At 65.2% G+C, this 12,660-nt stretch carries 14 protein-coding genes and 1 tRNA gene; 9 read left to right on the top strand and 6 right to left on the bottom strand.

All coding sequences use genetic code 11. From position 1 onward, the window contains the following. Positions 1-87: 87 nt before the first annotated feature. Positions 88-765 carry a Rha family transcriptional regulator gene (locus EKL94_RS05120; RefSeq protein ID WP_126928248.1) on the bottom strand — a complete coding sequence of 226 codons (678 nt, stop codon included), beginning with the start codon at positions 763-765 and terminating at the stop codon, positions 88-90. A gap of 663 nt (positions 766-1,428) precedes the next feature. Between EKL94_RS05120 and EKL94_RS05115 the strand changes: the two genes are divergently transcribed. Then, positions 1,429-1,779, top strand: a complete 351-nt coding sequence (locus tag EKL94_RS05115) for a hypothetical protein (RefSeq protein WP_260473379.1) — start codon at positions 1,429-1,431, stop codon at positions 1,777-1,779. 136 nt (positions 1,780-1,915) lie between these two features. Here EKL94_RS05115 and EKL94_RS05110 read toward each other — a convergent pair whose 3' ends face one another. Further along, positions 1,916-2,563 carry a hypothetical protein gene (locus EKL94_RS05110; protein ID WP_126928247.1) on the bottom strand — a complete coding sequence of 216 codons (648 nt, stop codon included), beginning with the start codon at positions 2,561-2,563 and terminating at the stop codon, positions 1,916-1,918. An 18-nt stretch (positions 2,564-2,581) separates the two neighbouring features. Then, positions 2,582-3,643, bottom strand: coding sequence for a site-specific integrase (locus EKL94_RS05105; protein WP_126928246.1), 1,062 nt, complete (start codon positions 3,641-3,643; stop codon positions 2,582-2,584). Positions 3,644-3,768: 125 nt separating this feature from the next. On the opposite strand from EKL94_RS05105, the gene dusA reads away from it, so the two are divergent. From dusA to EKL94_RS05085, 4 genes are all read left to right on the top strand, one after another. Further along, on the top strand, positions 3,769-4,764 hold the full coding sequence (dusA, locus tag EKL94_RS05100) for a tRNA dihydrouridine(20/20a) synthase DusA (RefSeq protein ID WP_126928245.1): 996 nt from the start codon (positions 3,769-3,771) through the stop codon (positions 4,762-4,764). A gap of 212 nt (positions 4,765-4,976) precedes the next feature. Continuing rightward, positions 4,977-5,351 carry a hypothetical protein gene (locus EKL94_RS05095; RefSeq protein ID WP_010487000.1) on the top strand — a complete coding sequence of 125 codons (375 nt, stop codon included), beginning with the start codon at positions 4,977-4,979 and terminating at the stop codon, positions 5,349-5,351. A 73-nt stretch (positions 5,352-5,424) separates the two neighbouring features. Continuing rightward, positions 5,425-6,108 carry a response regulator transcription factor gene (locus EKL94_RS05090; RefSeq protein WP_004136763.1) on the top strand — a complete coding sequence of 228 codons (684 nt, stop codon included), beginning with the start codon at positions 5,425-5,427 and terminating at the stop codon, positions 6,106-6,108. 25 nt (positions 6,109-6,133) lie between these two features. Continuing rightward, complete coding sequence (locus EKL94_RS05085; RefSeq protein WP_126928244.1) at positions 6,134-7,558, top strand: ATP-binding protein; 1,425 nt, start codon at positions 6,134-6,136, stop codon at positions 7,556-7,558. Between the two features lie 111 nt (positions 7,559-7,669). On the opposite strand, the gene EKL94_RS05075 is transcribed toward EKL94_RS05085, so the two are convergent. Together EKL94_RS05075 and EKL94_RS05070 are read right to left on the bottom strand one after the other, a co-directional pair. Further along, positions 7,670-8,461, bottom strand: coding sequence for a M90 family metallopeptidase (locus EKL94_RS05075; protein ID WP_185829991.1), 792 nt, complete (start codon positions 8,459-8,461; stop codon positions 7,670-7,672). After that, a complete protein-coding gene (locus tag EKL94_RS05070; protein ID WP_010486993.1) occupies positions 8,428-8,706 on the bottom strand; it encodes a hypothetical protein in 279 nt (92 codons plus the stop codon). Before EKL94_RS05070 ends, EKL94_RS05075 begins: the two co-directional genes overlap by 34 nt. Before the next feature lie 143 nt (positions 8,707-8,849). On the opposite strand from EKL94_RS05070, the gene birA reads away from it, so the two are divergent. From birA to EKL94_RS05050, 4 genes are all read left to right on the top strand, one after another. After that, positions 8,850-9,818 (top strand): bifunctional biotin--[acetyl-CoA-carboxylase] ligase/biotin operon repressor BirA, encoded by a 969-nt coding sequence (gene birA, locus EKL94_RS05065; RefSeq protein ID WP_126928242.1) that lies wholly within the window; start codon positions 8,850-8,852, stop codon positions 9,816-9,818. Then, a complete protein-coding gene (locus EKL94_RS05060; RefSeq protein ID WP_126928241.1) occupies positions 9,815-10,546 on the top strand; it encodes a type III pantothenate kinase in 732 nt (243 codons plus the stop codon). The genes birA and EKL94_RS05060 overlap by 4 nt, the downstream gene beginning before the upstream one ends. A 9-nt stretch (positions 10,547-10,555) precedes the next feature. Next, on the top strand, positions 10,556-11,404 hold the full coding sequence (locus EKL94_RS05055) for an SPOR domain-containing protein (protein ID WP_126928240.1): 849 nt from the start codon (positions 10,556-10,558) through the stop codon (positions 11,402-11,404). 40 nt (positions 11,405-11,444) lie between these two features. Further along, positions 11,445-11,520 (top strand) — tRNA-Thr (locus tag EKL94_RS05050). A gap of 84 nt (positions 11,521-11,604) precedes the next feature. On the opposite strand, the gene EKL94_RS05045 is transcribed toward EKL94_RS05050, so the two are convergent. Then, the gene (locus EKL94_RS05045) at positions 11,605-12,633 is read right to left on the bottom strand and encodes an XVIPCD domain-containing protein (protein ID WP_260473378.1); all 1,029 of its coding nucleotides are present in this window, start codon (positions 12,631-12,633) and stop codon (positions 11,605-11,607) included. Positions 12,634-12,660 lie beyond the last annotated feature (27 nt).

Here is a 12,660-nt window from a genome sequence, read left to right as displayed (position 1 = left end):
GCTGGGCCGCCAGGCAGAGGGGGGCAAGACAGATTCAGCGCGACCGAAGCCCAGCGGGGCCGCAAGGCAGAGGGGTGCAAGACAGATTCAGCGCGGCTGAGGCAAGCGGTTGCTGGTGGCCAGCGGCTCAACTCCCAGCGCTTCCATGGTGGGCATGGGGACGCCGAGGGTCGTGTTGACCTGATACAGCTGCCAATAGGCTTGGCGGCGTTCGTCCTCGTTGGTAGCAGTGCTCAATGCACGGGAGGCCTTGTAGGCCTGCTCGTGGAGCATGAGCTTGTCTTTGACGCGCAGGCCCCGTGCGAACTCCAGATCCTCAGCCAAGGGGGCCACGTAGGGCTGCCGGAGTCTGGCTTCCATCGCGTTGAACGCCGATATGTAGGCCAGCTTGAATGCGAGAGCTTGCTTGCCCGTGAAGCCCATCGCCAACAGGGCGAACCCGTCACGGCTGAGGTTGTAGATCGGGTCGCGCCGGATCGCACCGTTTCCGAGCCTGACCTCCACCTCTGCGGCCTCGAACAGTTCTTCGGGGAACATCAGCCCAAAATTGGGCTGATGTTCCTGATCTTCCCATTGGTCACCCACGTCGGCCTTTTCCGGCCAATGAATGTGCTCTCTCAAGTCGCACAACAGCCCTTCTATGGCCCGCAGCACATGGCTGTGGCGCTTGTCGAAGAACGCGGCCACGTCCGTGCTGGTGGTGAAGGCACTGCCGGTGGGTGACACCCGGACAACCGGGATGGGTAGCTGATCGGTAGCGGTCATGCCCCATTTTGCCCTCTACCTCCAAGCGTGCGCACTCGTCTCCCCGCCACGCCTGCGCACTTCAGAGGGGGCTTTTTCTGCACTGCCTGCAGCAGGGCGAGTCCCGGCCCTGTATGGCGTTCTCCGGGGTTCTCTGACACCGGCTGGTCCTGCGGTTCCCTGCGCGAGAGGGGCGCCTGCGAGGCTGCCTGCGGGCGGTCACTAGCCATCCCTCGACAGTCCCGATTTTTCAGGTGACCACGGGAAGGAGGTAACCAGGTAACACACGGCCCATATCAGGGGCTAAGCCTTTGATTGCAAAAGAATAGAGGTGGTTACCTTTTGAGGTGATACGAGGTAATTTCCCGTTGATTACGAAGTAATGTGATTGATTCATAAGGAATTTTTACTCCGCCGATGTTACCTGCCTAATAGGTAATCGGGTTACTCCAAGGTTACCCTATTGTTACCTTCATGCAGGTCATATAAAGCATTGATTTTAGAGATAAATTTGCATACTTTGAAGGCTTGGTTACCTTTGTTACCTCTTTCCCGTGGTCACCTCAAAATTTGCACCTTATAGCGCGTAAGGGGCCATCAACATCCTCGCCGCCGCACTCGCTCACGCCTGCTGCTCCAGTCCTTGTCGCAGCCTTTGCGACGGCCAGCCGTAAGCTGCCGGCCATGCCGCTGCCCGCCGACTTCTACTGGACGACACGTTCGGCCAGCTTGCCCACCGATCCTTTGACCGTGATCGCCTGCGAGGGGGTGTGGGTCGTCGCGCTGACGCAGCGTGTGGACGACGATAGCTGGGTGGCCACGTTGGATCGGCACCGGGACGGACTTAGCGGGCCAGGCGGGTCATGCCGGCGCTGCAGTAGCTACGAGCAAGGCCGCGCCGGCGCTGAGCTATGGGAGGCCAGGCATGAGGCGCGTCTACGCGAGGAAGTGGCCAAGATCGCAGCGTACCGATCGGCGGTACGCGCGAACAGGTTGGCCAAGCTACACATCCTGCCGCCGTTCGGCTGGGAGTAGCGGGGATGACGGCGTCGGCCTAGGCGACTGGCTGCCGCAGCTGCTCGGTGTTGCTGCGTGGGCTGTTTACAGCCCGGCTCACACGGTATGCCTGCGGGATCTCGGCCAGCACTAGCGCGAGGTCGACCAGTTGAAGCTATGTGACTGGCGGCGTATCTCCCGCGTCCATGTCATGCTGGGTTGCACCGACGAGTGCGTCCAGCAGCGAAACCTTAGGGGTCTTAATTACTGGAAAGATGCCGGTGCCGAGGCGCTTGTCAGCCTCAAGCGCCGTGTTCAGTGTGAAGGCAAGCATCAGCCCCCAAGAGGCGACCACGACATTAAACTCTTCCTCCGTTACTAGAAGATCGTCGCCTGATTTCGGGTGCGTGAGTCGATTGCGGACTGCTACTGCCTGCTTAATGGTGGCCAGCATCTCTTGGCCGAACGTGAAGTCGGCATTCGACACTTGCTTGCGGGACATCAGGTCGGCAACCAATTTCATACTGTGGACCATCGGTATGAAGTTCGGCTTAGTCCTTACGGTGCCGTTCTCTGCAACTGCATAGGTTTCATCGTTGAGTGCGGCGATCTCCAATGCAGAGTAGGTCTCTGGCTGAATTTTTGCGGCTGCGCGCGCCATGCATTTTGCGTACCAGAGGATGCCCTCGGCCCCCGCAAAAATCTGTCGAACCGCCATTCGATAGCTGGCAGAGTCGGCTTTGGAGCGCGCCTCGGTCGCTGCTTTCAACGCGTCCATCGAGGTGATGCGGATCAGTGCCGAGAAATCCGTTTGGTCATTCATTGTGTCCACTCACGCGTCCTAAATCGGAACTCGGTGGAGGGATTCTGGTCGCAGTTGGGTATAGCGCTTCAGCTCATTCCATGATCGATGGAGCGTAACCGCCGCAACCTCAGGGATATCGTAGCCCTGCTCAAACAAGCGAGAGGTGGCTTCGTGCCGCAGATCATGGAAGCACAGATCCAAGATCCCGAGTTTGCTGCAAGCGCGAGTAAAAGCCGTGCCGACAGACTTCGAGTTGAAGGGGAAGATCCTGTCCTCCCCAGGGATCTGCGGTTGACGCTGCACCAGGTCCCAAGACTCGCCAAGTAGGGGGAATGTGCGGTGGTTACCGACCTTCGCGCGGGGGTGCTTCGCGTCCCTCAGCATCGCGGTGCGGTTTGCTGCGTCAAGGTCTGACCACTGCAGCCGCGTAATCTCGCTTTCACGCTTCGCCGTGAGGACGGCGAAAGTGACGATATCGCTCATGGGAATAGTGGCCCGCCATTCTGCAGCTGCGAAGTGGGCGTGCAGGCGCAGCAGCTCCTCGGCCGTCGGGCGGCGGTCACGCTGCTTGGACTTCCCGACCAGCTTCAACAGTCGCAGAACGGGGCGGGCTTCAGCCACCGGGTCGCTTGCCAGCTTCACGCCCTTCATTGGCCCGGCCAGCTTCAGCAGCTCGGACAGGAACCCCAGCTCGACGTTCATGGTTGCAGCCGAACAAGGGGGGATAATGTGCCCCTTGGCGTTCATGTGGTTGCCCTGAACGCGCCGGCGGGCGTGTTCGATCACATCGTTGGCCGTCAGGTGCCTGGCCACGATGGTGCCCAGCCCTTCACGGAGTCGGGTCAGGTTACCTGTCTGGGTCGCGCCTGCAGCTTTCACCGAGGCCAGATCCTCGATCCGCCAGCTGATCAGCTGCTCGATGGTCAGGTTCTCTCCGGGGGTGCCGCCTTTGGCCTCGTAGTCGGCGAGCTCGCGCTCGATGCGGTCGCCCCAGGTCTTCGCGGCAGTCTTGGTGGGGAAGGTCCTGCTCTGCGTCGGATGACCCTTTCGACGCACAATGGCGCGCCAGCGGCCGTTGCGCGGTTGTAGTGTTGCCATCGGTGTACCAGCTCCCGGTGTACCACGTTCCTGTTGGTACGCGGATGGTACAGATGAATGGGAATTGGCGGGAAAAACTAGGAAGAATCGGGTGCCTCTGTGTACCCATCTATGGCGGTAAGTGCATGAAAATATTGAAAACTGAAGAAATTCGCCTGTCCGTTGCCCCGATGATGGACTGGACGGACCGCCACTGCCGCGTGTTCCATCGCGTGCTGGCGCCGGGTGCGCGCCTGTACACGGAGATGGTGCACGCCAACGCGGTCATCCACGGCGACCGCGAGCGCCTGCTCGGCTTCGACCGCAGCGAGCAGCCGCTGGCGTTGCAGCTGGGTGGCAGTGATCCGGCCCTGCTGGCGCAGGCCGCACGCATCGCTGCCGAGTGGGGCTATGACGAGGTCAACCTCAACTGCGGCTGCCCGTCCGACCGCGTGCAGGCCGGGCGTTTTGGCGCCTGCCTGATGCGCGAGCCGGTGCTGGTGGCCGAGTGCGTGGCGGCCATGGTCGACGCGGTTGATATCCCGGTGACGGTGAAGTGCCGCCTGGGCGTGGACGAGGACAACGACTACGACGTGTTTGCCAGCTTCGTCGACCGCCAGGTTGCTGCCGGTGCGGCGATGGTGGTGGTGCATGCGCGCAACGCGTGGCTGAAGGGCCTGTCGCCGAAGGAGAACCGCGAGGTTCCGCCGCTGAAGTATGACTGGGCCTACCGCCTGAAGCAGGAGCGCCCGGCACTGCCGGTGGTGATCAACGGTGGACTGGCCAGCATCGAGGCGGTACAGGCGCAGGCCGCGCACGTCGATGGCGTGATGCTGGGCCGTGCGGCCTACCACGACCCCTACCTGCTGCATCAGCTGGAGGCGCTGCACACCGGCGCCCCGCTGCAGGCGCGTGGTGACCTGCTGCGCGCGATGCGCCCCTACATCGAGGCGCGACTGGGCGAAGGCCTGGCGCTGAAGCACATCACCCGCCACCTGCTCGGCCTGTTCCACGGCCAGCCCGGTGGTCGCGCATTCCGGCAGGTGCTGAGCGAGGGCGCGCACCGCCCGGGCGCCGGCTGGAGCCTGATCGAACAAGCCCTGGCGGTCACCGAACGCGAAGCTGATCGCGCCGTAGCGTGACCGTTGTCACATTCCTGACTTGACAAGGGGCGGCGATTCGTCCCGAATGTTCACTTAGCTGAACGACGCGGGCGCAGGGCCGGAAAAGTTCAGACCGGATTCACCGCTGTAAACCAAGAATTTGCAAAAGATTTGTAAAACGCTGGGTTTCGAACCCGGCGCCGGATTTACGACTTTTGAACGAATCGCCGTGCTCGGCTAGGATCGCATCGATGTCTTCCGCTCCCTTCCATCGCCGCATTGCCCTGGCCACCTGCGTGGTCCTGTCGGCTGTGCCGCTGTCTTCGGCGCTGGCGCAACAGCCGCCGCGTGGCGAGCAGGCGCGGGCGGAGATGATGGAGCGGGGCGAGCGCGGCAACCGTGGCGACGAGCGGTCGCTGTCCGATGCCGTGCGCCGCGTGCAGCGCACCACCGGCGGCCACATCCTCGGCGCCGAGCGCGTGCCGTTCGATGGTCGTGATATCAACCGGGTGAAGTACATGGACGATCGGGGCCGGGTCCGCTACATGGACGACCCTGCCCCGTCGCGTTCACAGCCGCGCACGCCGCGGTCGGATATGTCATCACTACGCGGCGATAACCCCTGAACAGGGATAGTTGTCGCTATCAACCCGTACCCCACAGGCCTCCGGGCCACACCCAGGACACTAGGGAGAGTTCATGCGTATCCTTCTGGTCGAAGACGAAGCCCCGCTGCGTGAGACCCTGGCAGCCCGGCTCAAGCGCGAAGGCTTTGCCGTCGATGCTGCGCAGGACGGCGAGGAAGGCCTCTACATGGGGCGCGAAGTTCCGTTCGATGTCGGCATCATCGACCTCGGCCTGCCCAAGATGTCGGGCATGGAGCTGATCAAGGCCCTGCGTGACGAAGGCAAGAAATTCCCGGTGCTGATCCTGACCGCGCGTTCGAGCTGGCAGGACAAGGTCGAAGGCCTGAAGCAGGGCGCCGACGACTACCTGGTCAAGCCGTTCCACGTCGAAGAGCTGCTGGCCCGCGTCAACGCGCTGCTGCGCCGCGCCGCTGGCTGGAGCAAGCCGACGCTGGAATGCGGTCCGGTTGCCCTGGACCTGGCTGCCCAGACCGTCAGCGTGGCCGGCAGCAATGTCGACCTGACCAGCTACGAGTACAAGGTGCTGGAGTACCTGATGATGCACGCCGGTGAACTGGTCTCCAAGGCCGACCTCACCGAGCACATCTACCAGCAGGACTTCGACCGCGACTCGAACGTGCTGGAGGTCTTCATCGGCCGCCTGCGCAAGAAGCTGGACCCGGATGGCGAACTGAAGCCGATCGAGACCGTGCGCGGCCGCGGCTACCGTTTCGCGATTCCGCGCAACGAGGGCTGAGCCGGCTCAGCCTGGCGATACCATGATGTCCGGCCGTCTGTGGTTCTTCCGACGCTGGCGGCCGCGCTCCCTGCAGGCGCGCCAGATGTTCGCCGCGTCCGTGGGTCTGGTCGCGTTCCTGGCCCTGGCCGGCTACGCGCTCGACGCCGCCTTCGCCGATACGGCGAAGGCCAACCTGCGCGAGCGCCTGAAGAACTACGCCACCGCCTATGCGGCCGGCATCGACTTCACCCGCGACCGCTCGCTGTACATCCGCGAGCAGCCGCCGGATTCGCGCTTCGACGTGCCGGGCAGCGGCCTGTACCTGCAGGTGGTGATGCCGCACGGCAAGGGCAATTCGATGTCCGCCGAAGGCCCGATGCTGCCCACCGTCGGCGGCGGCCTGCTGGCGCCGCGTCAGGAAGTGTTCGAAGGCCCGCTGCCGATGATCCAGATCGACGGCAGCCAGGGCTCGGTGTACCGCTATGGCCTGGGCCTGGTGTGGGATGCCGACGCTGATCCCGCCACCGAATTCCCGTACAGCATCTACGTGATGGAAGACTCGCGCGCGCTGGGTGCACAGCTGCGGGTGTTCCGCAGCCGGGTCTGGTTCTACCTGGGTGGCATCGGCCTGATCCTGCTGCTGCTGCAGACCGTCATCCTGCAATGGAGCCTGCGGCCCCTGCGTCGCGTGATCACCGAGTTGACCAAGGTGCAGCGCGGCGAGACCGCGCGCATGAGCGAGCGCCACCCGCGCGAGCTGGAACCGCTGACCGACAGCATCAACGCCTTCATTGAAAGCGAGCGCGAGAACCTCGAGCGTCAGCGCAATACCCTGGCCGACCTGGCACACAGCCTGAAGACGCCCATTGCGGTGCTGCGCACCCAGATGGACAGCGGCGCGGGCGATGGCGCGCTGCGCGAGGAGCTGGACGTGCAGTTGCAGCGCATGAACAACCTGGTCTCCTACCAGCTGGCACGTGCTGCGTCGTCGGGCCACAAGCTGTTCTCCGCGCCGCTGCCGATTGAATCCAACGCCGAGGAAATCGTGCGTGGCCTGGAAAAGGTCTACGCGTCCAAGGGCGTGCTGTGCGAGTTCGATATCGACCCGGCGGCGCGTTTCCATGGCGAACCGGGCGACCTGCAGGAACTGCTCGGCAACCTGCTGGAAAATGCCTTCAAGTGGGCCAACCGCCGCGTGCTGCTGACCGCGCAGCCGCTGCCGGCACCGAACGCGCGTCGCGCGGGCCTGCTGCTGGCGGTGGACGACGATGGCCCCGGCATCGCCCCGGACGACATCGGCAAGGTGCTGCAGCGTGGTGTGCGTGGCGACGAGCGCGTGCAGGGCCACGGTATCGGCCTGTCGATCGTGCAGGACCTTATCAAGGATTACCGCGGTGAACTGGCTGTGGGCCGCTCCGAGGAACTGGGCGGCGCCCGTTTCGAAGTGCGCCTGCCGCCGGGGCCGTAAGCCGCGCGTTCCCGTCCGCCGGCAAGGCGGAGTGTTGCGGTAGTGCCGGCCGCTGGCCGGCAACCTCATGATCTCCGGTGGCATTGCCAGGGTGCCGGCCAGCGGCCGGCACTACCGTGTTTCGATCGTCGGCGGCTCGCCATAGAACCGCCGCAGCTGCGCGGCCACCTCCGGCAATGCCTGCTGCAGCAGATCCGGGGCCGAGAAGTGATATTCGCTGGCTACCGCGAAGAACTCTTCCGGTGCCTCGGCCGCATACGGATCGATCAGCGTTTCCACACCGGCATCCACCTGCACGCAGAAGGCATCGTAAGCCTGCTGGAACGTGGCCGCCCACTCGCGCTGCCATTCGCGCGGCAGCGGCGGCGTGCCGTCCATCGCGCCATCCAGCGCATCCAGCTTGTGCACCATCTCGTGCACCGCCACGCAGTAGCCCTCGTGCGGCGCCGCCAGGTCGGCCTGCACATCGGCCCAGGACAGGATCAACGGACCGCTGTCCCACGATTCGCCAATCAGTTCGTCATCCCACTCATGCAGTACCCCGGCCGCATCCATATGGCTGCGGTGCACGCGGAACGCGTCGGGGTAGACGATCAGCTGCGACCAGCCTTCCAGTCCCACCTCGCCGAACTCCAGCAGCGGCAGGCAGCACAGCGCGGCCAGCAGCACGCCATCGCCGGCCTGCAGCTGCAGCTCGCCGATCGGGGTGATGGTCTTCTCATGCAGGAAGCGCGTGGCCAGCCGGCGCAGGCGCGCCCGACGCCCGTCATCCAGGCCGTGCAGCCACGCCGCGCGTTGGCAGGCGTCTTCCCAAAGTGCGTCGTCGATCGGCCGCGGCGCAGGCCGCAGCCACTGCAGCAACGACTTGATCAGCGGAACATTCCCGGCAGGTAGCTGTGCCACTTCGGCGCGCGGATGCGCGGCAGCATGTCGTCATCGCTGCCACCGCCGCCGGTGGTGGTGCTGGCCGCCGGGCGTACCGGTGCGGCCTTGGTGCTGGCAGCCGATGCGCTGGCGGTGGGTGCGCGCTGCGAGGCGGCATCGCCATTGGAGGACACGCATGCCCCACGGCTGTCGTCCAGCGCTGCCGTCGCAGACGCCGCGAAGGGCATCGTCAGCAGGATCAGGCAATGGGCATAACGGCGCATTGACGACATCCACGTTAAGGGAAGGTGAGTTCCCGATTCTAGCCCGAACCCGGCGCCCCGATGGAAGCCCCTGCGGCCCACCGGTGGCGGGCGTCGCTGGCGGCTTTCCCGCATAATTCCTTTCTGACTTCGTGGAAGCTGCCGTGGACGATCGCCAATTGCTGGCCAAACTCGCTGCCGGTCGCCTGTCCGGCGACGCCCTGGCCCGTGAGCTGGGTCAGACCCGGGCGGCCATTTGGAAGCGTATTCAAGGACTTAGGGCCGCCGGTGTGGACATCGAGGGCCGCGCTGGCGAGGGCTATGGCCTGGTTCGCCCGGTCGACCTGCTGGACCCGGCCGCGATCCGCGCCGGCCTGCCCGCCGACGTCCAGGCCCTGCTGCACGACCTGCAGGTGGCCTGGACAGTGGACTCGACCAACGCCGAATTGCTGCGTTGCAGCGCGCCCCAGCGCGGGGTGAGCGTCCTGCTGGCCGAACGCCAGACCGGCGGCCGTGGCCGTCGCGGCCGTGCCTGGGCCTCGCCGCTGGCCGCGCATATCTACCTGTCGGTGCTGCGCCTGTTCTCCGGTGGCCTCGGCCGACTGGCCGGGCTGAGCCTGGTGGCCGGCATCGCCGTGGCCGAAGCGCTGCACGACCTGGGCTACACCCAGGCGCAGCTGAAGTGGCCGAATGACCTGATTGTCGATGGCAAGCGCAAGCTGGTCGGCCTGCTCGCCGAGGGCGGTGGCGAATACGCCGGCCCGGCGCGCGCGGTGATTGGCATCGGCATCAACACGCACATGCCACCGTCGTTCGCCGAACAGATCACCCAGCCGTGGGTGGACCTGGACACGCTGGCCGGCAAGCCGGTGGACCGCAACGTGGTGGTTGCGGCCGTGCTGACGCGCCTGCTGCCGGCGCTGGAAGAGTTCGATCGCGAAGGCCTGGCGCCGTTCCTGCCGCGCTACGCCGCGTTCGACATGCTGGCCGGCCGCGAAGTACGCGTGGAACTGGAAGGGCAGTGGCAGCATGGCACCGCGCTCGGCCTGGCCGATGACGGCGCCTTGCGCGTGCGCATCGATGGCCGCGAGCGCCTGCTGCACGCCGGCGAAGTCAGCGTGAGGGCGGCATGAGCGACTGGTTGTTCGACCTCGGCAACTCGCGCTTCAAGTTCGCGCCGTTGCAGGGTGACCGTGCCGGTGACGTGCAGGCCTGGGCGCATGGCGCCGAAGGCATGGCCGGGCAGCCGCCACACAGCCTGCCCAGCGGCACCACCGCGTTCGTGGCCAGCGTGGCCGCACCATCGCTGACCAGCGCCATGCTGGACCAGTTGCAGCGTCGCTTCGAGCACGTGCACGTGGTGCGTACCAGCGCCGAATGCGCCGGTGTGCGCATTGCCTATGCCAAGCCGGAAAAGTTTGGCGTCGACCGCTTCCTGGCCCTGCTGGCAGCGGCCAAGGCGCAGCGCCCGGTGCTGGTGGTCGGCGTGGGCACCGCACTGACGATTGATCTGCTCGACGCCGACGGCCGGCACCACGGTGGCCGCATTTCCGCATCGCCCACCACCATGCGCGAAGCACTGCATGCCCGCGCGGTGCAGCTGCCGGCTACCGGCGGTGACTACAGCGAATTCGCCAACGACACCGCCGATGCACTGGCCTCCGGCTGCGATGGTGCGGCCGTGGCGCTGATCGAACGCAGCGCACAGCAGGCGCACACGCTGCTGGGCGTTGCGCCCTCGCTGCTGGTGCATGGTGGCGGCGCACCGGCGCTGATGCCGTTGCTGCCCGGCGCCGATTACCACCCATCGCTGGTGCTGGATGGCCTCGCCCGCTGGGCGGTGCACCAGCCCGCAGGCTAGTATCCGCGCATGCTGACCCGTGCCCTGATCGTCGTACTGGCCATCCTCAATCTTGGCGTCGCCTGCTGGTGGCTGCTGCGCGATGCACCGCAGAAGCCTGCGCCGCCGCCGCAACCGGCCGGCGTGGCCGAGCTGCGCTGGGTGCCCGGTGGCGTGGATGCCAATGCCGCAGCCGAGGCCACCGCCGCCGCCCCGACCGCACCGCTGATGGAGCGCGAGTCGGTGGAGAAGACGGCTGTGGCTGCGACGCCGGCGCCCGCCGCCCCGGCCCAGCCGGAGATTGCCAAGCCACAGGCGGCTGAGGCTACGCCGGTTGCTACCGCTGCCAAGCCGGTAACACCGCCTGCACCAGCCCCGGCGCCGGAAAAACCCGCAACCCCGCCCGTGGCTGCCGAGCCGCCGCGCTGTGTCGCGCTGGGTCCGTTCGCCGACCGCGCGGCCGCGACCGGCGCGCAGGGCAAGGCAGGTGCTGTGCTCAGCCAGGTGCGCCTGCGCGAACAGCCCGCCGCCAGCGGCAGCACCCGTTTCCGGGTGATGCTGCCGGCCGCCGCGAACCGCGACGAGGCTCAGGCCACAGTGAAGCGCATCGTCGCCGCCGGTCTGAGCGACTACTACATCATCAGCCAGGGCGAGGACATCAACGCCGTGGCACTGGGCCAGTACCGCAACCGCGAAGGCGCCGAGCGGCGCATGGCGGCGGTGCAGGCCGCCGGCTTCCAGCCGCGCCTGGTCGCCAGCGGCGACGCCGGCCAGTGGTGGCTGGAAGGCCAGCTGGCGGCGGGCACGCAGCCGGCCCAGGCCCAGCAGCGCAGCGGGGCGGCACAGAGCCGGTCGCTGGAATGCACGCGGTTGCGCTAGAATCCTCGGACCGCGGCGCTGCCGCCGGTGCACCACCCATGCCGCTTTAGCTCAGTTGGTAGAGCAACTGTCTTGTAAACAGTAGGTCATCCGTTCGATTCGGATAAGCGGCACCATCCCCATGATTCAGCGCCTCTTTGCGCTGCTCCAGGTACCTGCCCGGTGGTTCGAAGGGCGGCAGAGCTGTTTTCTCGACAGCCTTACCTTGAGAACGATGGCCCGTCCTGCGCATGAACCTGCTGCGCCGGCTGCTGTTCAAGATTTGCGGCCAACGCTTCAGCGCGAAGAAGGGACTCTGCTTCAGGCGCGCGAAGCGCGTCCATCGTATTCATGGTTCCACGGCGTTGGGCAGGATCATCCATCGCTCCCTCGACGATGAATACCTTCTCGCCACGTGCAAGGGACTCTGTCGGGTTGTTCAATACAACGTGGTCAACTCTTGAAAGCCCTTGCTCCTTCGCGAGCACCAACAAACTCGCGGACATGCGCTGGCTCGACTCATCCCACTGCTTCCCGCTCTCGGCGTCCAGGCGTTCCACACCCGCTCTTATCTGCCTATAGAGAGAACGGTCAGCATCGCCGAGTTCAGCTACTGAGAAAGTAGCTCGTTGCAGCGAGAGTGAGTCGTCGGTGGCCGAGCTGACGCTGGCCGCAAGCGCCGTGCGCTCGGTGTCAAATTCTGGATCTGGCCTACGCCGCCGTTGCGTGGGTGCTATTTCCCGGTCGTAGAAGTCGCCATAGTAAAGCTCGTATGTCGCATGAGGACCAACGGACGGAGCCTCCGTCTTAAACACCTCAGCGATCTGACCCAGTGCTTGGCTACGGTTGATTCGTCCTGCCTGGAGTTCTGCCGCAATGGTTCCATATTGTTGTGGCCGGCTACCCGTGCCGGAAACGCCAATATCTGGGCCGCCACCCGCAACGATCTCACGCTGGACCTGGACATTGCTGAGAGTTGCGGCGGCTTCTCCTCGCAACTCGCTGTCCACATAGGCTTGTTTAGAAGCCCGGTTTGAGGGTTCGGTGAAGAGATGGTGCCCAACTTCGTGAGAAAGAGAACGTGCGATTCTGGTGCCTTGCCCGATTGCATTCTCGTCTATGACGATCTTCACGCCGGGAACAAGGTAGGTGCCTTCACCGGCTGTGCCCCATTGAACAACGATACCTTCGCGTCTCGCCTGGGCGAGGCCCGCCTGAAGTGTTGGGGATTTTGCCAGAAGCGGGGCCAAGGAAGGATCATCCAACGGCGATGCAGG

This window comes from Stenotrophomonas maltophilia (assembly GCF_003970865.1).
Taxonomy (GTDB): Bacteria; Pseudomonadota; Gammaproteobacteria; order Xanthomonadales; family Xanthomonadaceae; genus Stenotrophomonas; species Stenotrophomonas maltophilia_AR.
This window is presented reverse-complemented; position numbering and strand designations above follow the sequence as displayed.